Here is a 22,519-nt window from a genome sequence, read left to right as displayed (position 1 = left end):
CCTGCTCGCGCTGGGCTGCCCGTGCGGCGTGGTGACCGACGACCACGGACTCACCCTCTCCGAGGTCTGGCTCTGCCTCCCGGACACCTGACCCGGCCCGCCGACGGCCCCGGCCGACGGCGCCGACGTGCGTGATGATCGCCGACGACAGACCCTGAAGTCATGAGCGAACCACTTGTACCTCCAGAAGAGACGCCCCCCGTGGAGGGCTCCACGGCCGAGGCGCACGAGGAACGCAAGGACGGCGGGATATGGGAGCACCCCATGTTCTGGCTGGGCCTGATCGTCGCCGGCGCGATCCTGGTCGGCGCCTTCTTCCTCGTCCGGATGATCGACCTCTAGGCCTGTCCTGAGCCTGCCGGCGTGACCCCTGCGACCGGCCCTCCGCACGCCGGCGCGGCGCCCGCTCCCTGCTTCGTTCGCCGCGAGGGTGCGGGGCGCCCGGAGCCGGTGTGCCGACCGGTCACGGCGGTGCCACGATGGAGCGTGGTCGGAGCGGTCGGCGCCATCGCGCGGAGCATCCGTCGTCGAGGAGGTCGCGTTCGGTGGACAGGCCCGGAGTGAGCGACGAGGGCACGTACGTCGTGGCGGGCGAGCGCGGACCCCGGCAGTCGGGGCGGCCGGGCCGGTGAGCGCTCGATGGCGGTCATGACGCTGCGAGCGGCCGGCGGGGCGGCGGCCGGAGACGTGTGGGCGCGCTACGTCAGGCCCGCCTGCTGGCCCACGTGGTCGCCCCAGATCAGGGCGGTGCGCGTGGCCGGTGACCGGATCACCCCGGGTACGAGGGGAGAGGTGGTCTCCCTGCTCGGTCTCACCGCACGGTTCGTCGTGGAGTCGGTCGACGAGGAACGGCGGCGGTGGGTGTGGCGGGTCCGCCTGGGGCCGGTGCGTCTGCGGCTGCACCACGCGGTCTTCGCCGCGTCGACGGGATCCCTCACGACCCTGCGGATCGAAGGCCCGGCGATCGCGGTCCTGGCGTACGCCGGTCTCGCACGGTGGGCGTTGGGCCGTCTTGTCCGTGGAACAGGGAAAGGGCATGACTGTGAGTGACAGGGACATGTGGGGCTACCACCCGGACGCCGGACATGAGGAAGGCGGCGACATCGTCGGGTACAAGGTCGAGGCCCTCGACGGAGCCATCGGCACGATCGACAAGCACTCCGATGTCGTGGGCGCCTCCTACCTCGTGGTGGACACGGGCAAGTGGATCTTCGGCAGACACGTGTTGCTGCCCGCCGGGACGGTCGAGCGGATCGACCCCGCCGAGAAGAAGGTCTACGTCACGCGGACCAAGGAGCAGATCAAGGACGCCCCGGAGTTCGACGACGCGAAGTGGGCGGGGGAGCCCAGCGATCTGGAGCAGTTCGGCCGCTACTACGGGCAGCCGCACATCTAGCCACGGCAGCGGGGCAGCCGCCCGGCCGATCCGGGCGGATGCCTGCCGGGCGGAGGCACCGACCTGGCGTGGGTACGCGATCACGCGCGAGTCCGCACCTGAGGGCGTACCCACGCCGGGTCGTGGATGACGTGCGCTCGCCCCCCACGGTCGGCACGATCTCGTCACCGTCACCGTTGTCGTCGTCGACCGCTCGAACCGCCGCCGCTCCCGCCGGATCCCGCCGGAGGCCGACCCGGCACGGCCCGCGTGCGCTCCGCACCGGCGTGCGTTCCGCCGCCCCAGCCGAAGGCGCGTGCGCATGCGGTCCGCGCCGCCCGGCCGCCAGGAGATGACCGGCCGGCCGTCGGCGGCGCCGCGGCGCTGGGCCTCCGACGCGCCGACCGGCCTGGGGAAGGCCGACGGTGAGTTCACGGCGGCGAGCACCCCGAACCGCGGCAGGAGCGCGGCGGCCTCCCCCGGGCTCCGCCCGAGGTCACGGCGCTCGTGACGGCCGATCCGCTCCGGAGAAGGAGTACCGGCAAGAGCCACGCACGCGTCATGAGGACGCGGCTACAGGCGGGTCGTGCCTGGACCTCGTACGACCCCACGACCGTCCGCCTGGGCGCATCGGGCGACTCCCGTACGGCCGACCGCTCTGGCCGCCCCGCCGGGCGGTGAGGGTCACGGCGGACCGTCGGCGGCCCGTGAGGCGGCCTTTCGCCGGGATCCGCCCGCGGCGGCAGGTCGGCGGTCTACGGTACGGACATGCCGCGCCGCCTGCCGCGGTCACGTGAGGAGGACCCTGTGGCATCGTCCTGCGACCCCCGACACGCGCCCGCCGGTGATGTGGGCGCGGCGCTCATGATGATCGACTCCCGGCTCAAGTCGATCTACGACGGCCAGGCGCAGCCGGATCCCGAACAGCAGCGGCTGACCGCCCAGTTCACCGCGTCCTTGGGCCCCACCGGCGCCCACGACCTGCTCGACGGCGCCTGCACGATCATCTTCATGTTCACGCAGTGGCTGCGGATGGCCTACGAGGACCACGGCAAGGACGCCCTCGCGTCCGTGGTGTCCGACCTGGTGGCCGCGCTGCGCATGATGCCGAAGAGCGTCCACCCCGACGCCATCCCCACGATGGCCGGCCTGGTCGTCGCGGCGGGTACCGGCCTGAGCCCCAGTCTGTGGCGCCGGCAGTACGGGGACTGGACCGAGGAGGAGATGAACCCTCTGGAGGCCACCGCCTTCCTGCTCGCCGAGCACATCAACCGCCTCACCGACGACCGCGACTTCGCCACCCGTCTCATCACGACAGCTCTGTCCGAAGCGGAACAGGACTGACGGTCGTCCGGCCTGTCGACGTGACGCACCACCCACCCCGCCGGGGCGATCGGCCCGCCCGCCGGGGGGCCAGGCACCCGGGGCGTCGGCACCGGGTCAGTCGGCCCGTGCCGTGCGGAGCGTGAAGCTCGTCCAGCTCGTGCCGCCCGTCCGCCCGTCCGCCCGGTGCCGCGGTCGGCCGGCGGCTCGCGCGCCGGTCAACGACGAGGCGCGGCGTCCGTCGCGGCCCGTGCCGGCGAGTCCCCACCTCCGCCGACGTGCAGGAGGTGGGGACTCTGTCAGGCAATACCGCCGATCGGTGCGCTCCGGATGCGCCCGGAGCGCACGGATCCAAGAGGGGTGCGGTGCGGGCCCGCCGCAAAGCCGCGGCTTTTCTCCGGCTGTGCCGTGCAAGGAGCTTGACGGGGCGCCAGGGACCCACAAGCATCATGGGAGCGCTCCCATATGGCAGGGGGCGTTCAGGGAAACGTACCGTCGACGGAGGCCCTCGCTCATGCGCCGCAGAACCGCCGCCCACGTGCTCGCGCTGCCCATGGCTCTCGCAGCCGCCCTGCTGGCGGGCCTCTAGCCCGCCGCCGCCGAAGACCCGGCGGGCTCCTCCCGCTCGCACGGGACTCGTCTCTACACCCCGAAGGCCAACCCGGACGCGTACCGGCAGGCCGCCGGGCTCGTGCGGGAAGGCCGGTACGCGGACGCCGCAGGCATCCTCGCCATGGCCCACACGCCGCAGGCCGTCTGGTACGGCGACCAGACGCCGGCCGAGGTCGAGCGGCAGGCCCGGGCGGTCGTCCGGGACGCCGCCCGCAAGCGTGCCGTGCCCGTCATCGCCCTGTACAACGTGCCCGGCCGCGACTGCTCGAACTACTCCGGCGGAGGCGCGTCGACCACGGCCGAGTACCAGGCATGGGTGGACGCCGTCGCGCGAGGCATCGGGGGCCACGCGGCCATGATCGTCCTCGAACCCGACTCGCTCGCCCTCCTGCCCGCCGACTGCGGCCAGGACGACGAACGGGGGACCAGGACCACCGCCCGCTACACCGAGGTCAACTACGCCGTCGACACCCTGGAATCCCTCGCCCGCACCAAGGTCTACCTCGACACCGGCCACCCGGGCTGGCACAGCGTGACGTCGATCGTGCCCCGCCTGGTCCGCGGCGGGGTCGCCGAGGCCACCGGCTTCTTCACCAACGCCTCCAACTACCGTACGGAGGAGGACAGCCACTGGTACGGCACGCTGATCTCCTCCTGCATCGCATACGCCGAGGACGGCGGCGCCGCGGCCGACTGCCCCGACCAGTACTGGCCGCGGGCCGACGCCCAGGCCTGGATCGCGGACAACGTGAAGACGCCCCTGTCCCGGATGAAGCACTTCGTCACGGACACCAGCCGCAACGGCCTCGGACCGTGGACCGCTCCCGCCGGCAAGTACACCGACGCCCAGGACTGGTGCAACCCTCCCGGCCGAGGCCTCGGCGACCGTCCGACCACGGTCACCGGCGACCCGCTGTACGACGCCAAGCTCTGGATCAAGATCCCCGGCGAGTCGGACGGCCTGTGCCTGCGCGGCACCGCCGGTCCTGAGGACCCCGAGCGCGGCACCGTCGACCCCGCGGCGGGCGACTGGTTCCCCGAGCAGGCGCTGGAACTCGTCCGTCTCGCCCAGCCGCCGCTCCCGCGCCGCTGAGGCCACACCCCGGACCGGCCCGCGGGGTGTCGCGCCCGCGAGGCGAGACCGTACTCGCCCGGGACGCCGGCGCGTGGCCGGCCGTGCGTCGGGCTCCCGTCGGCGATGCCGGAGCGCGACGCACGGCGGCCCGCCCTCGGCACACGGCGGCCCGCCCTCAGCGCACGTCGGCCCGCGCGGTGGTGTCGTCGAGGAAGCCGCCCGACTGGTGCTGCCACAGCTTCGCGTAGGCCCCGTCCGCGGTGAGGAGCTCCTGGTGCGTGCCCTGCTCGACGATCCGCCCGCGGTCGAGGACGACGAGCCGGTCCATCGTCGCGACCGTGCTCAGCCGGTGCGCCACCACGAGCGCGGTCCGTCCGTCCATCAGCCTCCACAGGGCGTCCTGCACGAGGATCTCGCTCTCCGAGTCCAGGGCGCTGGTGGCCTCGTCCAGCAGCAGGATGGGCGCGTCGCGCAGGATGGCCCGCGCGAGCGCGACCCGCTGGCGCTGCCCGCCGGACAGCTTCACCCCCCGCTCGCCCACCATCGTGTCGAAGCCGTCGGGGAGCGCGTCGGCGAACTCCGTGACGTGCGCGGCCTCGGCCGCGCGCCGGATCTCGGCCTCCGTGGCGTCCGGCCTGGCGAACGCGATGTTCTCCCGCAGGGTGCGGTGGAACATGGCCGGGTCCTGCGGCACGTACGCGATGAGGCTGCGCAGGTCGGACTGCCGGAGCCGGCTGATGTCCTGCCCACCGATCAGGATCCGCCCGCCGTCGATGTCGCTCATGCGCAGCAACAGACGGGAGAGCGTGGTCTTGCCGCCGCCCGACCGGCCGACGAGACCGATCTTCGCGCCGCCGGGCACGGCGAGATCGAGGCCCTCGAAGAGCGGGCCCGCGCCCGCGTGGGCGAACTCCACCCGCTCGAAGCGCACGTCGGATCCCTTGGAGAGCAGCGGCTCCGGGGCCGGCGGGTCGACCACGGTGGGCGGTTCCAGGAGCAGTTCGGTGAACTGCGCGGCCTCCGTCATCGCGCTCTCCAGGCGGCGGTAGATCTGGTTGAACTCGAACATGATCCGCGTCGCGTTGGCGTAGTAGGTGAACGCCACGACGACCGCCTCAACGCCGTGCTCACCTCCGCCGAGGGCGACGGCGAGCAGCAGGCCGAGCACGTTGGTCAGGACGGACATCGGGGCGACCAGCGTGTCGATGCGCAGGTTGCCGTAGTCCCACGACCGGAGCGTGAGCCGCCGCGACGCGGCGACACGGGTCCGGTGTTCGGCGGCCTCGCGCTGCTCGGCGGCGAACGACCGGACCGTGTCCATGTTCATCAGGCTGTCGGCGACGTGTCCCGCCACCCGGGCGATCGCCTGCTCGCGGCGGGCGACGAGCCGCTGGCGGCGTCGGATCAACGGGGTCACGCAGAACCCGGTGAACGCGATCAGCGTCAGCAGGCCGACGACGAGCAGGGGGTCGTACTGCCACAGGACCACCGAGGCGAACACCAGGGGGACGAAGCTGCCCATGACCGAGAACGTCAGCGTGTCGACGAACTCCTCGAAGCGGGAGGCGAAGCTCAGCACCCGTTTGGTCAGCGACCCGGCGAAGTTGTCGTGGAAGAACGCGGCGTCCTTGGCATACAGCTCGTCCATGCCGATCACGTACAGGTTCTCGATGCCCCGGGCGTCGAGGCGGTTGAGGCAGTGCAGTCCGACGCGCCAGAGGGCCTCGGCGAGCAGCAGGACGCCGGCGAAGCCCAGGACGTACGGGAGCATCGGACCGGCGCCCGAGGACGGGCCGTCGTCGCCGGCGATCCGGCCGACGAGCTTCGCGACGACCAGCGGGGCGATGTAGAAGATGCCGATGTTGCCCAGCGCCGGGAGCAGCATCGCCGGGGCGGTCAGCCACCGGAGCCGGAGGAGTTCGCGCCCGTAATGGCGCAGGGCGAGGCGCACCGAACCCCTGCTCGGTAAGCCGTCGCGCGATGGTCCTGTATCCATCCCAACCCTATGATCTCGGACCGAAAGGTGAGCAAAGGGAGTGTCCCGTGCCGATGCCCGTCCGGTCCACGCGTTTTCCGTCCGACGGCGGGTGAGCGGGTCCGAGCGCCGTACGGATGGGCGGATGCACGGGTCCGGATCCCGGTCAGCCCGCCAGCGGGTCAGCGGGTCTGCCGGCCGTCGCACCGTCCAGCGTCGCCGGGGTCGGACCGTCCGGACGGACGGTGATGCCGTAGACGGCCTTGGTGGGCCGGGATCGGAAGCGAGGGGTGTGGGCGGGCAGCAGGTGCTCGAGGAGGACCGTGGACTCCCGGAGGGCGAACTGCGAGCCCAGGCAGGCCCGGGGCCCGATGCCGAACGGAAGGTAGCTGCCTGCCTGTGCGGGGCGCCGCCCGGGGACGGTGAAGCGCCCGGGGTCGAACCGGTCGGGCTCCTCCCACAGTTCGGGATCCCGGTGGGTGAGGTAGGGGCAGACGAGGACGTCCGTACCGGCCTTGACCTCGTGTCCGGCGAGAACGTCGTCCTCCGCGGCGCAGCGCGGCAGCACCCAGGCGGAGGGATACAAGCGCAGGGTCTCGTGGACGAGGGCCGACACCGCCCGCCGCTGCTCGGGGGAGCCCGTCGCGCCCGCGGCCAGGGCCTCCTCGCGGGCCCACGGGTTGTGGTCGAGGAGGAGGAAGAGCCAGGTCAGAGTCGTGGCGGTGGTCTCGTGCCCGGCGACCAGCAGAGTGACCAGCTCGTCGCGGATCAGCCGGTCGGTGTACTCGGGGTCCGGCGCCTCCAGCAGGACGTGCAGGAGACCCGGGCCGTCGGGACCGGCTCCACCGTCCCGGGCGGCGGCGACGGCGCGGTGCGCCACGGCGTCGATCGCCGCCGACTCGGCGGCGACCGGACCCTGGGCGGCGCCGTCGGCGGGCAGACGGGGCAACGCGGCCATGACCGTCTCCACGGCGGCCAGTTCGCGTTCCGTTCCGGAGTCGAGAGGGTGCCCGGTCAGGGACCGCCAGATGGTGTCCAGGGCGAAACGGCGCATCTCGGCACCGACGTCGAGCACCTGGCCGGTGCGCGCGCAGGCGGCCCAGCGCGCCGCGGTGGTCCGGGCGGCGCCGATGATCCGCTGCTCGTAGCGGAGCATGCCGCGCCCGGTGAACTGGGCTTGGAGGAGCTTGCGTTGGCGCTGCCACGCCTCGCCCGTCGCGGCCAGGACGCCGTCGCCGACGAGCAGCCGGGCGCGGTGGGAGCGCTTGACGTACCGCCCGTGGTGGAGCGCGAGCACGTGTCGCACCGCCTCGGGGGCGGTGACGAGTACGGTCGGCCGCGGCCCGAGCCGGAACGCGGCCACGCCGCCGAGCCGTTCGCGTGCCTGGGTGAAGAGGTCGACGGGTTCCCCTCCGTCGGCCCGCCACCGCTCGACGGCCGCGGGGTCCAGCTCGGGGACCGGACGGGCCGCCGGAGGAGAAGGCGGAGAAGAGGGCGGAAGGGAACCGGGGGTGGTGGGGGTGGCCACGGGGCTGCTCCTGATCGGCGTCTGTGCGTCGGCGAGGACCGCATACGGGCATCACGCACTGTAGGGGAGCAGGCGCGGTGGGCGACAGGCGGTCGAGCGGGCGCCGGGCTCGCCCGTGGTTTTACTGAACCGGGGCTTTACTGAACCAGTTTACTAGACAACGTTGTCAAGGCTGGGCACAGTGAAGGCCGCGGATGCCGGAAGCCGGGGCCACGAAGCCGCCACGAAGCTGTCACGGAAAGGTTGGACACGATGGTGTACGGAGCACTCGACGTCGGGGGCACGAAGATCGCCGGGGCCCTCGTCGATGCCGATGGGCGCCTTCTGACCCGTTCGCAGCGGCCGACTCCGGCGCAGGGCTCCGCGGAGGAACTCATGGCCGCCGTCTCCGCGGTCGTGGACGACCTCGCGGCGCACCCGCGGTGGGCATCCCTGACCCGCATGGGCATCGGCAGCGCGGGTCCCGTCGACACGGTCGCGGGCACGGTCAGCCCGGTGAACATCCCCGCCTGGCGTTCCTTCCCGCTCGTGGACCGGGTGCGGGCGCACCCGGCGATGCCCGCCGGGATACGGCCCGTACTCGTCGGGGACGCCGTGGCGATGACCGCGGCCGAGCACTGGCTGGGTGCGGCCCGGGGCGTCGACAACGTGCTGTGCATGGTGGTCTCCACCGGCGTGGGCGGCGGGCTGGTCCTCGGCGGGGCGCTCCACGCGGGGGCGTCCGGGAACGCGGGCCACATCGGGCACATCACCGTCGACCAGAACGGCCCCCTGTGCCCCTGCGGGGCACGGGGCTGCGTGGAGCGCTTCGCCAGCGGTACGGCGATCGCGGCCCACGCCCTGGAATCCGGCTGGACCCCTCCGGCGGGGGCCCCCGCGACGGCGAAGGAGGTCGCGGCGTCCGCCCGCGCGGGCGATCCGCGTGCCCTCGCGGCGTTCGACCGCGCGGGCCGCGCCCTTGCCGCGGGGATCGCGGCGGCGACGGCCCTGGTCGAGCTCGACCTCGTGGTCGTCGGCGGCGGCGTCGCCGAGTCCGGCGAGACGCTGTTCGGGCCGCTCCGGCATCACCTGGCCTCGTACGCGGTCCTCGACTTCACCCGGGGTGTACGGGTGGTGCCCGCCGGCCTCCGCCTCGACGCGGGCCTGATCGGGGCCGCCGCCGCGGGCGCCGCGGCAGCGGGAGTGCGGCAGGTGGCCGGTGCGTCGTCGGTCGTCGGAGTGCCGCAGGCGGCCGGAGCGGCGAAGGCGGCGGGAGAGTCGTATGCGGAGGGAGCGCCGCAGAGGGCCGGAGCGCCGCCGCGCGGCGGTCTGCCGCCGGCTGCCCAGGCGCCCGCCGGCCCGGCCCCGGGGCCCGTGACCTGAGGGGCTCTCCCTCGCCTTCCTCCTCCGGCGTCCTCGCGCCGCCCCCTCGCCTCCCCCATCCCAGGAAGTCATCGTGGATCTGCTGCTCAACACCGTCCAGTCCTACGACTGGGGCTCGGTCACCGCCCTGCCGCGCCTGATGGGCACCGCACCCAGCGGGCACCCCCAGGCCGAACTGTGGATGGGAGCCCACCCCGCCGCGCCGTCCCGGGTCCCCCGCGCCCGCGAACCGCTGCCCCTGGACCAGGTCATCGCCGCGGACCCGCTCGCGGAGCTGGGGGCGGACACCCTGCGCCGGTTCGGGCCCCGGCTGCCGTTCCTGCTCAAACTGCTGGCCGCCGACGCGCCCCTCTCCGTCCAGGTCCATCCCGACCTCGCGCAGGCCCGCGCCGGATTCGCACTCGAGGACGCCCTCGGCGTCCCCCTGACCGCCCCCCACCGCAACTACCGGGACGCCCACCACAAACCCGAGATGTTCGTGGCCCTGGACCGGTTCCAGGGGCTGTGCGGCTTCAGGGCGCCACGGCAGTGCGCCGACCTGCTCGACACCCTCCGCGTACCCGCACTGGACCCCCACGCCTCGACGCTGCGCGCGCTGCCCGAGGCGCGGGCTCTCGCCGAGGTCTTCACGGCCTTCCTGGCCCCTCCCGCCGGTCTCGTCGACGCCGTCACCCGGGCCGTCGAGGCGGCGGCCGGCCGCGGCGGCCCGTACCAGGCGGACTTCGTCGCCTACGCGGGCGTCGCCCGCGCCCACCCGGGCGACCCGGGCCTGCTGCCCGCCCTGATGCTGCGCCACATCGTGCTGGAGCCCGGTGAGGCCCTCTTCCTGGGTGCCGGGATCCCGCACGCGTACCTCTCCGGCCTGGGGGTGGAGATCATGGCGAGCTCCGACAACGTCCTGCGGTGCGGGCTGACGTCCAAACACGTCGACGCGGCCGAACTCGTCAAGGTCGTACGGTTCACGGCGATGCCCACCCGCGTGCTCACGCCCCGCGAGGAGGACGGCGAGGAGGCCTACCCGGCCCCCGTCGACGACTTCCGCCTGTCGCGGTTCCGGCTGCGACCGGACCAGCCGGCCCGGCGGCTCCCGGCCGGCGCTCCGCAGATCCTCCTCTGCGTCGACGGCGAGGCAGAGGTGACCGCGGCTTCTGGCGCCGTGCGCATCGGGCCCGGTCGCTCCGTCTACGTCCCCGCCGCGTCCGAGGTCTCGCTCACCGGCGCGGGGACGGTCTTCCGGGCCACCGTGGGCATGGGCGGCGCCGGGAAGCAGGACCGAACGTACGCGGACAGCCGAACCGCCGACCGCGCTTAAGCGGTTCCGTGCTCGCCTCTTGTCCGGGGCGTGCGCCCCCTGTGATCTCGATGTCCGTCGGGGCGACCGCCGAGGAATGCGCGCGCCATCCCCTGCGATCGCCTATCGCCTTTCCCACTCCGACAGCGTCACCCAGCGACGAACGGAACCCGTCGCGGCGGTCCCGGCAGTCGCGGCAGCGGGAGTGATCCTCCGACGGGCACGTCCCGCTTGCTCCCGCGGCCTCGTCAGGACCCGGGAGCCACGCCACCCGTGTCAGGCATCACCGCACTCCCGCCCGCCCGGGGCCGAGCGTCCCCGGGCGGGCGGACGCGAACTGGAGGAACCTCTCTTGCCGTACGCCGATCTGCCCCCCGACCACCCGGCCACCCTGGACAGGCCCCCCGTCGAACCGGACGGCTTCGACGCCTTCTGGGAGGGGACCCTGCGCACAGCCCGACAGGCGGGCGGCGCTCCGGAACTCCGCCCCGTGCGCGACTCCCTCCTGAAGACCCTCGACGCCTACGACGTACGGTTCCCCGGCTGGGCGGGCCATCCCGTCGCCGCATGGTTCATCGTGCCCTCGGAGGCCGAGGGGCCCCTGCCGACGGTGATCACGTACCTCGGCTACAGCGGCGGGCGGGGGCTGGTGACGGACCATCTCCTCTACGCCTCCGCCGGCTACGCCCACCTCGTCGTCGACAGCCGGGGCCAGGGCCACGACACCCCGGACCCGCATCCGGACGCGGGAACCCAGTGGGTGCACGGCTTCATGACCAGGGGCATCGAGGACCCGGACGCCCACTACTACCGTCGCCTGATCACCGACTGCGTGCGCGCCGTCGACGCCGCGCGCGCGATCCCTCACGTGGACGGCGACCGGATCGTGGTGCAGGGCGCCAGTCAGGGAGGCGGTCTTGCCCTCGCCGTGGCGGGGCTCGCCGGCGACCGTGTCGCCGCCGCCCTTCCCGACGTGCCCTTCCTGTGTCACATCCGGCGCGGCGCCGAGACCGCGACCGACGGGCCCTACACCGAGCTCGTCGCCTATCTGCGTCACCACGCCCCCTACGAGGCCGAGCGGGCCTTCGCCACCCTGGCCCACTTCGACGGCGCGCACTTCGCCCGTCGGGCGACGGCGCCCGCCCTGTTCAGCGCCGGCCTCATGGACCCGGTCTGTCCCCCCTCCACCGTCCTGGCGGCGTACCGGAACTACGCGGGGGAGAAGGACATCAGGGAGTGGCACTTCGCCGACCACGCCGGCGGCAAGGGAGCGACGGCCGTCGAGCAGCTGCGCTGGCTGCGTCGGCACGGGCTCGCCCCCGCGGAGCGGTAGAGGGGCGGGGCCGGAACCGACAGGGGCTGTACCCCGTGGAGGTACAGCCCCTTCGCCGTTTCCGGGTGTCATGCGCGCCGTGGCGGCCCCGTGGAACCACGCGGTGCCAGAGCCGGCGTCGGCACCTGGTGGTTCCCGTCGTAGGTGCCCTGGATCACCTCGAACAGCGCGCGCGCGACCGCCTCGCCGAACTGGTGCACGTCATGGCTCATGGCCGACAGGGGCGGGTGCGTGAGCCGGCACAACTGCGAGTCGTCCCAGGCGAGCAGCGACACGTCGTCCGGCACCACAAGCCCCATCTCCGAGGCCACCGCCGCCCCCGCCACGGCCATGATGTCGTTGTCGTACACGATCGCCGTCGGGCGGTCGCGGGACAGGAGCAGGCTCCTCGTCGCCCTGGCCCCCTCCTCTCCCACGAAGCCGGTCGCGACCTGACGGCAGTCGCTCAGGCCGAGTTCGGCCATGGTGGCTTCGAACGCGGCGGCTCGGATGCCGCTGTGCCCGAGGCCCGCGGGGCCGCCGACGCGTGCGATGCGCCGGTGGCCGAGCGCCGCCAGATAGCGCACCGCGTCCGCGGCCGCGGACGCGTCGTCCGTCCACACGGAGGGGAAGCCTCCGGTGAGCGACGGGTGCCCCACCGCGACGGCCGGCATGCCCAGGGCCCGCAGCGGCGCGATGCGCGGGTCGTCGCGGTGGAAGTCGACCAGGATGGCCCCGCCGATCGTCCGGCCCCGCCACCACTCCTCGTAGAGGGCCGCCTCCTCGTCCAGATCCCGCACCAGCCGCAGGAGCAGCGAGCACGAGCGCTCCGCCAGCACGTCCTCGATGCCGGAGATGAACTCCATGTAGAAGGGTTCGAGGCCGAGCATGCGGGCCGGGCGGCAGATCGCCAGGCCCACGATGCCCGTGCGCCGGTTCGACAGGCTCCGGGCGGACTGGTGCGGGGTCCAGCCCAGCTCCCGGGCGATGTCGAAGATGCGCTCGCGTGTCGCCCGCGACACTCCGGGGCGGTTGTTGAACGCCATGGAGACGGCGCTCTTCGACACCCCGGCCCGTGCGGCGACGTCGTTGATGGTGACGCGAGCGGCTGGGGCGGTCACGCCGGTTCCACGCTGAACAACGCGTCCCGTACGGCTGCCACGTCGGTTCCGCTCCAGCCGCTGACCACGATCCGCGCCTCTTCGCCAGGGAGCAGGGTGAGCAGGCCGCGGTCCGCGCGGGCGCCGGGGGCGAGCCGGTCGGGTTGCAGGAGGAGGTCGCGCACCAGGGTCCGGGCCGTGACCACCACGTCCACGGTGTCGCTCCCGGAAAGGGTTTCGAGGCGGACGTCGTACGCGGCGGCCGGGTAGGCGAACTCCTTGTCGGGGACGGGGAAGTGGACCGCGCGCAGTCCGTCGGCGTCGGCGACGAGGAACTCCTTGGCCGATCCCGGCGGGGGCAGCACCTCGGCCGGCAGCGTCGGCCTGGCGACCGAGCGCGGGCCCGCCTCGACCTCCACGACGGCCTGGCGCAGGACGGTGCCGTCCGCTCCGGTGCGCCGCAGGGTGAGGGCCGTCCGCCACGGGGTGGCGGACTGGTTGTCGACCACGAGCACCGGCCCGTCCTCGCCGGGTACGAAGGTCAGCAGACGGTCCGCGTAGACGCGGCGCAGCTCGTGGTAGAGCGGCTTGAGGTGCCCGTCGCCGTCGATCGCGGCCCACGAGCTCACCGGCCAGCAGTCGTTGAGCTGCCACACGACGGTGCCGGCGCACACCGGCCAGTTGGCCCGCCAGTGCTCGATGCCGGCCGCGACGGCGCGGGCCTGGACGACCTGGGCCAGGTAGTGCCAGCGGTCGAAGTCGCCCTCCGGCAGCTCGAAGTGGCGCCCGATCCCCCGGTTCAACTTGCCGTTGCCGTCCTCCGCCTTCTGGTGGTGCAGCATGCCGGGGGAGTCGGGGGCGAGGTCCTCGCCGGGCAGGGCGCGCCGCAGCGTCGCGAGGGCGGGGGGCGCCTGCCAGCCGAATTCGGCGACGAAGCGCGGCACGTCCGCCCGGTAGTCGGCGAAGTCCTGACGGTTCCACACCTCCCAGGAGTGGTGGGTGCCGTGGGCGGGGTCGTTGGGGTGGTGGTCCCAGGAGCCGGACCAGGGGCTGCCCGCGGTGTAGGGCCGGGTCGGGTCGAGTTCGGCGACGATGCGGGGGAGCAGGCCGAGGTAGTACCCCTCCCCCCACGAGTCGCCCGCGAGGGCCGGCTCCCACTCCCAGTCGCGGAAGCCCCAGAGGTTCTCGTTGTTCCCGTTCCACAGGACCAGGCTGGCGTGCGGCATCAGGCGGACAACGTTGTCACGCGCTTCTGCCTCGATCTCGCCGCGCAGCGGCTGCTCCTCCGGGTAGGCCGCGCAGGCGAAGAGGAAGTCCTGCCACACCATGAGCCCGAGCTCGTCGCAGACGTCGTAGAAGGCGTCGTCCTCGTAGATGCCACCGCCCCAGATGCGCACCAGGTCGACGTTGGCCTCGGCTGCCTGGGTCAGCCGGGACCGGTAGCGCTCGGGTGTCACGCGGGACGGCAGGACGTCGTCGGGGATCCAGTTGACCCCGCGGGCGAAGATCCGCACGCCGTTGACGACGAAGGTGAAACCGGTGCCGTGCTCGTCCGCGGAGCGGTCGATCTCGACGGTCCGGAAGCCGATGCGGCCCTCCCAGGTGTCGAGCGGACGGCCTTCCTCGTCGAGGAGGGCGACGTCGAGTCCGTACAGGGGCTGCTCTCCGTGGCCGCGCGGCCACCACAGCTCCGGCTCGGGGACCTCCAGGCGCAAGGCCGCCTCGTCGCCTTCGAAGGAGACCTCGCCCTCCACCCCCCGGACGCCGGCGCGGAGGGTGAGCGCGCGGCCGGCGCCGCTCTCGGTACGGGCGACGCGGACCCGCAGCTCGATCCGGCCTGTCCTCCCCTCGACGGTGACCAGCGGGCGGACCTGGGCGAACCGGGCGGTGGACCAGCGCTCCAGGCGGACCGGGCGCCACATGCCCGCCGTCACGACGGTCGGGCCCCAGTCCCAGCCGAAGCTCGAAGCCATCTTGCGGATGTACTGGAAGGGCTCGGGGTAGACGTTCGGCCGCTCTCCGGTCAGGGTCCGGACGCGGTCCGCCTCCTCGTAGGCGGAGGCGAACCTGACCTCCAGCGGGCCCGAGCGGCCGGTGACGTCGAAGCGGTGGACGCGGTGCATGTTGCGCGTCGTGCCGAGGCTCTCGCCGGCGAGCACCACCTCCGCGGCGGTGTCCAGACCCTCGAAGACCAGCTCGGCGCGCTCGTGCCCGCCCGCGGGGTTCAGCTCCGTGACGTACGACCAGCCCCGGCGGCCGACCCAGGCGATCTCCGTCTCGTTGTGGCCGATGAACGGGTCGGGTATGACCTGCGCGGCGAGCAGATCGGTGTGGACGCAGCCGGGGACGGCGGCTGGGAGCAGCGCGTCCTCGTGGCGCAGTCTCCAACCCTCGGTCAGCTGGGTGACGTCCTTCATGATGTGCGGCTCCAATCGCCTGGCAGGGGGCGGGGTGCGGATACGAGGCGACAAACTATCCGCACCGCGAGGTGGCTGTCCATGAACCGGTAAAGCAGACCGCCGCTCGCGGATGGTCGTCGCCATTGCGCGGGATCCGGGTCGTCCTGGGACTTTCCGGCGGTCACGGTAACGATTGAGTATCGCGCGGGAAATCTGCACTTTACCGGTTCACGTCCGCCTGACATAGTTCCGTCATCCCACCGCAGACCTGAGCCGTAACCCTGAAGGAGTTGGGCAATGGGGAAGAAGTCGATGGCGCTCACGGGCGTGTTCCTGTCCGCCGCGATGCTGGCCGTGGCCGGATGTGGCGGGGGAGGGGGCGCCGTCACGGGCCAGACGGCCACCCCTCCCGCCGACCCGAAGGAGGTCTCGGGCGAGATCAAGGTCCTCACGCACCGGACCGACCTCGTCCAGAACGGCGCCATGAAGGCGTATGCCGCCGAGTTCAACCGGGTCTACCCCAAGGTGAAGGTGAAGTTCGAGGGCATCACCGACTACGAGGGGGAGGTGAAGATCCGCCTCAACGCGAAGTCCTACGGCGACGTGCTCGGGATCCCCGGGGCCGTGGCCAAGAACGACTACCCGAAGTTCTTCGCCTCGCTCGGGACCTCCGCCGAGCTGGGGAAGAAGTACCGCTTCGCGGACAAGACCGAGGTGGAGGGCAAGTCCTACGGCATCGCGCAGTTCGGCACCGCCAACGGCTTCGTCTACAACAAGGCCCTGTGGAAGAAGGCCGGCGTCACCGAGTGGCCGAAGACCCCGCAGGAGTTCACCGCCGCCCTGAAGGCGATCAAGGACAAGACGGGCGCCATCCCGTACTACACGAACTTCAAGGACGGCTGGCCGCTCGTCCAGTGGAGCGCCAACCACGGCGCCGTCAGCTGCGACGCGCAGGCGAGCAACGCGCTGGCCGGCCCGGTCTCTCCCTGGAAGGCCGGCAGTGAACTCCGGACGATCGACACCCTGCTCCACGACATCGTGAAGCAGGGACTTTCGGAGAAGGACCCCACCACCACGAACTGGGAGACCTCCAAGGCCCTGCTCGCCGAGGGCGAGATCGGCACGATGATGCTGGGCTCCTGGTCCATCGCGCAGATGCAGAGGGCGGCCAAGGACGAGGGCGTCTCTCCCGAGGACATCGGCTTCATGCCCTTCCCGACCCAGAAGAACGGCGTGTTCTGCTCCACCGTGACCTCCGACTACCAGCAGGCCGTCAGCATCTACTCCGAGAACAAGCCCGCGGCACGCGCCTGGATCGACTGGTTCACCGAGAAGTCCGGCTACTCCGAGAAGGAGGGCGTCGTCTCCGCGGTCAAGGCCGCGGCGATGCCGACGACCCTCAAGGACTTCGTTGACAACGATGTCATACTGGTCGATCGTTCCGAGGCGAAGACCGCCACGGTCAACGACATCGACGAGGCGGCCGAGATCGGCCTCACCAAGCCCGACTACCGGCAGCGGCTGGTCGACACCGCCCGCGGGGCCCAGAAGGGCAGCCTCGAGGACCTCTTCGCCGAACTCGACAAGAGGTGGGACGAGGCGGCGAAGACCGCCGGTTCCTGACCGACCGGCGGAGCGGGCCCCGGCCGTACGACACCGGCCGGGGCCCCTGGACCCCGCAGTCGCGGACACGAAAGGCCGACATGACCGAGACAACCGACACCGTCCCCCGGGGGGCCGCCGTGAAGAGGCGATCCCCCGCCGGCTCCCCGCGGGGGAGGAGCCGGCCCGCCGAGCGCGGGGCCCCGGGAGGCGCCACGCCGCGCTCCTGGCGGCACTCCCCGCTGCGCCGGCTCACCCCCTGGTTCTTCCTGGCGGCGCCGCTCGCGCTGCTGATCACGTTCACCTACATTCCCGTGGCGAGCATGGTCTCGTACAGCTTCACCGACTGGGACGGAGTGAGCCCGGACCGGGAAGTCGTCGGCTTCGACAACTACGTACAGATCTTCACCCGCCCCGAACTCTTCCGCGTCTTCTTCGTCAGCGGCTACTACCTCGCCGCCTCCGTCGTGCAGATCGCCGTCGCGCTCTACTTCGCCACCGTCCTGAGCTTCGACCTCAGGTTCCGGAACTTCTTCAAGGGGATCCTCTTCTTCCCCTACCTCATCAACGGCGTCGCCATCGGATTCGTCTTCCTCTACTTCTTCCAGGACGGCGGCACTCTCGACTCCGTCCTGTCCTGGCTGGGCGTCACCACCGACCACCCCTGGCTCGGAGACCCGACGTCGGCGAACGTCTCCCTCGCCGGGGTCTCCGTCTGGCGCTTCACCGGCCTGACCTTCGTCCTCTTCCTCGGCGCCATCCAGTCCATCCCGGGCGAGCTCTACGAGGCGGCCCAGCTGGACGGTGCCGGCAAGTGGCAGCAGTTCCGCCACATCATCGCCCCGAGCATCAAGCCCGTCCTGAGCCTCAGCATCATCCTGGCGATCTCCGGATCCCTGTCCGTGTTCGAGATCCCCTACATCATGACCGGCGGCGCGACCGGCACCTCGACCTTCGTCATCCAGACGGTCAAGCTCGCGTTCCAGTTCAACAAGACCGGCCTGGCCTCGGCCGCCGCCGTGGTGCTGCTCCTGATCATCCTCCTGGTCACCTGGATCCAGCGCCGCCTCGTGCCCGACGACAAGGTGGACCTCGTATGACCCCCGACCTCACCGCGGCCCCGGCCCGCCACCGGCCCTCCCGCCGTCCGCCCGTCGGCACCGTGCTGACGTACCTGTCGCTGCTCGCGGCGAGCGCCGTGGTCCTGCTGCCGCTGGCCGTCGTCCTCCTCACGTCGCTCAAGACGTCGCAGGAGGTCAACGACGGCGGCGCGCTGTCGCTGCCCGGCGACTGGCTGAACCTCGACAACTACGTCACGGCGTTCACCGACGGCAACATGCTCACGGCCTTCTGGAACACCGCGTTCATCCTCGTCTTCTCCATCGGCGGCACCGTGGTCATCGGCTCGATGACGGCCTACGCCATCGACCGCTTCGACTTCCGGGCCAAGAGGCCGGTCATGGCGCTCTTCCTGGTCGCCACCCTGGTCCCCGCGGTCACCACCCAGGTCGCCACCTTCCAGGTCATCAACAGCTTCGGCCTGGTGGACACCCGATGGGCCCCGATCCTGCTGTACATGGGCACGGACATCGTCTCCGTGTACATCTTCCTGCAGTTCATCCGGGGCATCCCGGTCTCGCTCGACGAGGCGGCCCGGCTCGACGGCGCCCACGCCTTCACGATCTACCGGAAGATCATCTTCCCGCTGCTCAAGCCGGCGATCGCCACCGTCGTCATCATCAAGGGCATCACCACCTACAACGACTTCTACATCCCGTTCCTCTACATGCACTCCGAGGATCTCGGGACGATCTCCACCGCGCTGTTCCGCTTCAAGGGGCCGTTCGGGGCGCACTGGGAGGCCATCTCGGCCGGAGCCATCCTCGTCATCCTGCCGACGCTCGTCATCTTCCTGCTGCTCCAGCGCTGGATCTACAACGGCTTCTCCCAGGGAGCCACCAAATAGGGCGACAGCCGTCCTCCGGGGCGGGCGGGCCGGGTGGGGAAAGGATGCGAAAACCCCTGCCTACGGTTGACGCGCTACGTCGGGGAGGCGCCCTGGAGCGCCTCCGCCTGCCCGCCCGGCGGCGGACACGTGCTGCCTCGGGGGGCGAAGTGCGCATAGCCCTCGCGGATGTGGCCGACCGTCTCGCCGGCGATGAGGGCGAGCAGCGCGTTCGCCGCCCGCGCGCCGTAGGCCGGGATGTCCCGTGTCACGGCCGACAGCACGGGCCGGACCACCTGCGTCAGCGGAGACTCGTCCCACGCGACGAGGGACAGATCGGCGGGGATGGACAGACCCAGCTCCTGCGCCACCGACAGCGCGGCCACGGCCATGATGTCGTTGTCGAAGACGATGGCGGTCGGCCGCTCCGGCGCGATCAGCAGCGCCCGGGTGGCACGGGCCCCGGCCTCACCGGTGTAGTCGGTGTGGACCACGCCCGCCTCGGGAATCCCGGCCTCCCGGCAGGCGGCGCGCAGCGCCGCGTCACGGATCCTCGTGTGGGACAGCTCGGCCGGGCCCGCCACCCGGGCGATGCGCCGGTGGCCGAGCACCGCGAGATAGCGCACGATCTCGTGGACGCTCGCGCCGTCGTCCGACCAGACCGCCGGCAGCGAGCCGGCCGCCTCGGGCGGCCCGACGACCACGGCCGGCAGGCCGAGGGCCTCGATCGCCGGCACACGCGCGTCCTCGCCCAGGAGGTCCATCAGGAAGACGCCGTCGACCCTCCGCTCGCCCCACCAGCGCCGGCACACCTCGATCTCGCCGTCCTGCGAGCCGACCATCTGAAGCATCAGCGCGTAGGACCGTTCCGAGAGGGCGCTCTCCACACCGCTGATGAACTCCATGAAGAACGGCTCCACGCCGAGCGTCCGTGCGGGGCGACGCACCGCGAGACCCACCGCCTGCGCCCGGCCGCCGGTCAGGGCGCGAGCGGCGCTGCTGGGGCGCCACCCCAACTCCGCGGCGATGCTCTTGACCGCCGCGCGCGTCGCGTCGGACACTCCCGGCTGGTCGTTCAGCGCATACGAGACCGCCACCTTGGACACGCCGGCGCGGCGTGCGATGTCCGCCATGGTCGGTCGCTTCACGCGCCACCTCTGTCCTTTTCCGGTTCCTCGGCGGTGTAGACCTTACCGCCCGTCCGCGGCGCCACGAGAAGCCGTGCGGGCGGGCGCCCCGCGGTGTCCGAGGAGCGCCTCGGGCGCGCTTCCGTCTCGGCCGGGCGGGAGGCCGGGGAGGCGGAGCGGACCACAAGTCGGCCTGGCCGATGGTGCGTTGCCGGCCACGGTCCGGCTCGGCTACGGTGCCCGGGCGCCGCGCAGTGAACCGGTTAACGCAGGACACGATGAGGAAGAGTCGATCATGTCCATGCCCGAGAACCCGCTGGACCACCGCTACCGCGGAGAACACCCCCTCCGCACCTTCGCCTATCTCCTCCACCCCGACCGGCTGCGTATCGCCGGCGCCGTCGCGGTCTTCTTCGCGAAGCACGCGCCCGTATGGCTGCTGCCTCCGGTGACGGCGAACGTCATCGACGTCGTCGTCGAACACCGCCCCCTCGTGGAGCTGTGGTGGAACTGCGCCGTCATGTTCTCCGTGCTCCTCCTCAACCCGCCCCTGCACCTCGTGTACGTGCGGTGGATGCACGGAGCGATCCGCCGCACCGGACGCGACCTGCGGACCGCCCTGGTCCACCGCATGCAGCAGCTCTCCATCGGATTCCACAGCCGAACCAACTCCTCGGTGCTCCACACCAAGGTGGTGAGGGACGTGGAGACCGTCGAGAGCGGCCTCCAGCAGACCGCCGACAACGGTCTGACGGCCGTGGCGACACTCGTCGGCGGGCTCGGCGTCATCGCCGTCGTGACCCCGGTGTTCCTGCCGGTCTTCCTCGTCCTCGTCCCGGTCTCCGTGCTCCTCATCGCAGCGCTGAGGTCCCGCCTAGGGGAGGGCAACGCCTCCTACCGGCGGTCCGTCGAACAGATGTCGGCCAGCGTCAGCGACATGACCACCCTCATCCCGATCACCCGCGCCCACGGCCTGGAGCGCACCGCCCTGGGGCGCGTCGGACGGGACCTGGACGCCGTCCTGGCCGAGGGCTCCCGGCTCGACCTGCTCAACGCCCGCTTCGGCTCGCTCTCGTGGGTCGTCTTCAACGGCCTCGGAATGGGCTGCCTCACAGGCGCGGCGCTGGTCGCGTACCACGGGTGGACGTCGGTCACCCCCGGCGAAGTCGTCATGCTCAGCGCCTACTTCTCCACGCTTACGGGCGCGGTGACCAGCCTGCTGACGCTGGCGCCGGTCGTCGGCAAGTCCGTGGAATCGCTGAAGTCCGTCGGAGAGATCCTCCAGGCCCCCGACCTCGAGGAGAACGACGGCAAGGTCGACGTGGACGAGGTGGTGGGCGAGTTCCGGTTCGAGAACGCCAGCCTGTCGTACGAGCGGGAGGACGGCCCCGCGCTGAGCGGCATCGACCTGGTGGTTCCGGCGGGCCGGACCGTGGCGATCGTCGGCGGATCCGGGGCCGGGAAATCGACTCTCCTGAACCTCGTACTCGGATTCCACCGGGCGACGAGCGGACGCGTTCTTCTGGACGGACGCGACATGAGCGAGCTCGACCTGCGGACCTACCGGCGTTTCGTGGCCGTCGTGCCCCAGGAGTCGGTCCTCTTCGAGGGAAGCGTGCGGGAGAACGTCACGTACGGAATGCCGCACGTCGACGAGGACACCGTCCGCCGCGCCCTGCGGAACGCGAACGCCACCGCATTCGTCGACGCGCTCCCGCTCGGCCTCGACACCGTCGTGGGGGAACGGGGAGCGCGGCTTTCCGGAGGGCAGCGTCAGCGGCTCGCCATCGCGAGGGCGTTGATACGCGACCCCCGCGTCCTCGTCCTGGACGAGGCGACCTCCGCGCTCGACGCGCGCTCCGAGGCGTCGGTGCAGGAGGCGTTGGCCCGTCTGGTGGCCGGCCGGACGGTCTTCGTCGTGGCGCACCGGCTCTCGACCGTCAAGAACGCGGACCGGATCGTCGTACTGGACCAGGGCCGCGTCCTGGAAACCGGTACCCACGCCGGACTCTTGGCGAAGGGGGCGGCCTACGCCCGTCTGCAGGCGACCCAACTCGCCTGATTCGGGGAGCGGGAGGCGTCCTGCGGCCGCCTGCGGATGGGGTCCCCTTCACCCGGCTCCGGAGGCCGGGAGGGCGCGGCCCGTGGCCGTCCCGCCAGGACGTCGCCCATCCGCCCGCACGGGCCGGAAGGGCGACGCGGCTCTCCCGCGCGTGCGGGAGGGCCGCGTCGGGATCAGCGATCGGCCGAGCTGCCGCGGACGACGCAGGAGCGGTTGTTCTCCCAGCCCCATCCGTCGCCGTCGGGGTCGGAGGCGCTGCCCTGGACGCAGTACGGGTAGCCGTTGGGCGCCGTGCCGCCTGTGTTTCCTCCACCGGAGCCCGTGTCCGCCGAGCTGCCGCGGACGACGCAGGAGCGGCTGTTCTCCCAGCCCCACCCGTCGCCGTCGGGGTCGGAGGCGCTGCCCTGGACGCAGTACGGGTAGCCGTTGGG

General features: G+C 72.2%; 18 protein-coding genes. 12 read left to right on the top strand and 6 right to left on the bottom strand.

The annotated features are described in order from the left end of the window. The first annotated feature begins 162 nt into the window (after positions 1 to 162). The 5 genes from AB0K65_RS14555 to AB0K65_RS14535 all read left to right on the top strand — a co-directional run bounded on the left by AB0K65_RS14555 (position 163) and on the right by AB0K65_RS14535 (position 4,403). Positions 163 to 342 (top strand): DUF6480 family protein, encoded by a 180-nt coding sequence (locus tag AB0K65_RS14555; RefSeq protein WP_365716207.1) that lies wholly within the window; start codon positions 163 to 165, stop codon positions 340 to 342. A 297-nt stretch (positions 343 to 639) separates the two neighbouring features. Next, positions 640 to 1,050, top strand: coding sequence for an SRPBCC family protein (locus AB0K65_RS14550; protein ID WP_365716205.1), 411 nt, complete (start codon positions 640 to 642; stop codon positions 1,048 to 1,050). Beyond that, on the top strand, positions 1,043 to 1,396 hold the full coding sequence (locus AB0K65_RS14545; protein ID WP_365716386.1) for a PRC-barrel domain-containing protein: 354 nt from the start codon (positions 1,043 to 1,045) through the stop codon (positions 1,394 to 1,396). Before AB0K65_RS14550 ends, AB0K65_RS14545 begins: the two co-directional genes overlap by 8 nt. A gap of 786 nt (positions 1,397 to 2,182) precedes the next feature. Then, on the top strand, positions 2,183 to 2,719 hold the full coding sequence (locus tag AB0K65_RS14540; protein ID WP_365716203.1) for a hypothetical protein: 537 nt from the start codon (positions 2,183 to 2,185) through the stop codon (positions 2,717 to 2,719). Positions 2,720 to 3,431: 712 nt separating this feature from the next. Then, positions 3,432 to 4,403, top strand: a complete 972-nt coding sequence (locus AB0K65_RS14535) for a glycoside hydrolase family 6 protein (RefSeq protein WP_365716201.1) — start codon at positions 3,432 to 3,434, stop codon at positions 4,401 to 4,403. A gap of 157 nt (positions 4,404 to 4,560) precedes the next feature. Here AB0K65_RS14535 and AB0K65_RS14530 read toward each other — a convergent pair whose 3' ends face one another. Together AB0K65_RS14530 and AB0K65_RS14525 are read right to left on the bottom strand one after the other, a co-directional pair. Beyond that, positions 4,561 to 6,381: an ABC transporter ATP-binding protein gene (locus tag AB0K65_RS14530; RefSeq protein ID WP_365716198.1), complete on the bottom strand. Its 1,821-nt coding sequence runs from the start codon at positions 6,379 to 6,381 to the stop codon at positions 4,561 to 4,563. 145 nt (positions 6,382 to 6,526) lie between these two features. Beyond that, positions 6,527 to 7,888 (bottom strand): cytochrome P450, encoded by a 1,362-nt coding sequence (locus AB0K65_RS14525; RefSeq protein ID WP_365716196.1) that lies wholly within the window; start codon positions 7,886 to 7,888, stop codon positions 6,527 to 6,529. A gap of 252 nt (positions 7,889 to 8,140) precedes the next feature. On the opposite strand from AB0K65_RS14525, the gene AB0K65_RS14520 reads away from it, so the two are divergent. The 3 genes from AB0K65_RS14520 to AB0K65_RS14510 all read left to right on the top strand — a co-directional run bounded on the left by AB0K65_RS14520 (position 8,141) and on the right by AB0K65_RS14510 (position 11,874). Next, positions 8,141 to 9,250, top strand: coding sequence for an ROK family protein (locus AB0K65_RS14520; RefSeq protein WP_365716195.1), 1,110 nt, complete (start codon positions 8,141 to 8,143; stop codon positions 9,248 to 9,250). A 73-nt stretch (positions 9,251 to 9,323) separates the two neighbouring features. Next, entirely contained in the window at positions 9,324 to 10,562 is a 1,239-nt protein-coding gene (manA, locus tag AB0K65_RS14515) for a mannose-6-phosphate isomerase, class I (protein ID WP_365716194.1), read from the top strand. Positions 10,563 to 10,893: 331 nt separating this feature from the next. Beyond that, positions 10,894 to 11,874, top strand: a complete 981-nt coding sequence (locus AB0K65_RS14510) for an acetylxylan esterase (RefSeq protein ID WP_365716192.1) — start codon at positions 10,894 to 10,896, stop codon at positions 11,872 to 11,874. 68 nt (positions 11,875 to 11,942) lie between these two features. On the opposite strand, the gene AB0K65_RS14505 is transcribed toward AB0K65_RS14510, so the two are convergent. Together AB0K65_RS14505 and AB0K65_RS14500 are read right to left on the bottom strand one after the other, a co-directional pair. Further along, complete coding sequence (locus AB0K65_RS14505; protein WP_365716190.1) at positions 11,943 to 12,974, bottom strand: LacI family DNA-binding transcriptional regulator; 1,032 nt, start codon at positions 12,972 to 12,974, stop codon at positions 11,943 to 11,945. Further along, positions 12,971 to 15,370, bottom strand: a complete 2,400-nt coding sequence (locus AB0K65_RS14500) for a glycoside hydrolase family 2 protein (RefSeq protein WP_365716187.1) — start codon at positions 15,368 to 15,370, stop codon at positions 12,971 to 12,973. The genes AB0K65_RS14505 and AB0K65_RS14500 overlap by 4 nt, the downstream gene beginning before the upstream one ends. A 279-nt stretch (positions 15,371 to 15,649) precedes the next feature. On the opposite strand from AB0K65_RS14500, the gene AB0K65_RS14495 reads away from it, so the two are divergent. The 3 genes from AB0K65_RS14495 (at position 15,650) to AB0K65_RS14485 (ending at position 18,920) form a co-directional block, all read left to right on the top strand. Then, complete coding sequence (locus AB0K65_RS14495) at positions 15,650 to 16,975, top strand: ABC transporter substrate-binding protein (RefSeq protein ID WP_365716185.1); 1,326 nt, start codon at positions 15,650 to 15,652, stop codon at positions 16,973 to 16,975. Positions 16,976 to 17,055: 80 nt separating this feature from the next. Next, positions 17,056 to 18,054: a sugar ABC transporter permease gene (locus AB0K65_RS14490; protein WP_365716183.1), complete on the top strand. Its 999-nt coding sequence runs from the start codon at positions 17,056 to 17,058 to the stop codon at positions 18,052 to 18,054. Next, positions 18,051 to 18,920, top strand: a complete 870-nt coding sequence (locus AB0K65_RS14485; RefSeq protein ID WP_365716181.1) for a carbohydrate ABC transporter permease — start codon at positions 18,051 to 18,053, stop codon at positions 18,918 to 18,920. Before AB0K65_RS14490 ends, AB0K65_RS14485 begins: the two co-directional genes overlap by 4 nt. Positions 18,921 to 18,994: 74 nt before the next feature. Here the strand turns inward: AB0K65_RS14485 and AB0K65_RS14480 are convergent, their stop codons facing one another. Continuing rightward, positions 18,995 to 20,047 carry a LacI family DNA-binding transcriptional regulator gene (locus AB0K65_RS14480; RefSeq protein WP_365716179.1) on the bottom strand — a complete coding sequence of 351 codons (1,053 nt, stop codon included), beginning with the start codon at positions 20,045 to 20,047 and terminating at the stop codon, positions 18,995 to 18,997. Between the two features lie 274 nt (positions 20,048 to 20,321). On the opposite strand from AB0K65_RS14480, the gene AB0K65_RS14475 reads away from it, so the two are divergent. After that, the gene (locus AB0K65_RS14475; RefSeq protein WP_365716177.1) at positions 20,322 to 22,088 is read left to right on the top strand and encodes an ABC transporter ATP-binding protein; all 1,767 of its coding nucleotides are present in this window, start codon (positions 20,322 to 20,324) and stop codon (positions 22,086 to 22,088) included. A 173-nt stretch (positions 22,089 to 22,261) separates the two neighbouring features. Here AB0K65_RS14475 and AB0K65_RS14470 read toward each other — a convergent pair. Further along, positions 22,262 to 22,519: carbohydrate-binding domain-containing protein (locus AB0K65_RS14470; RefSeq protein ID WP_365716175.1), on the bottom strand; the 258-nt coding region annotated here is incomplete at its 5' end.

It is taken from the genome of Streptomyces sp. NPDC053755, from assembly GCF_040677675.1.
GTDB lineage: Bacteria > Actinomycetota > Actinomycetes > Streptomycetales > Streptomycetaceae > Streptomyces.
The sequence above is the reverse complement of the archived record's forward strand: the minus strand, read 5'-3'. Positions and strand labels throughout refer to the sequence as shown.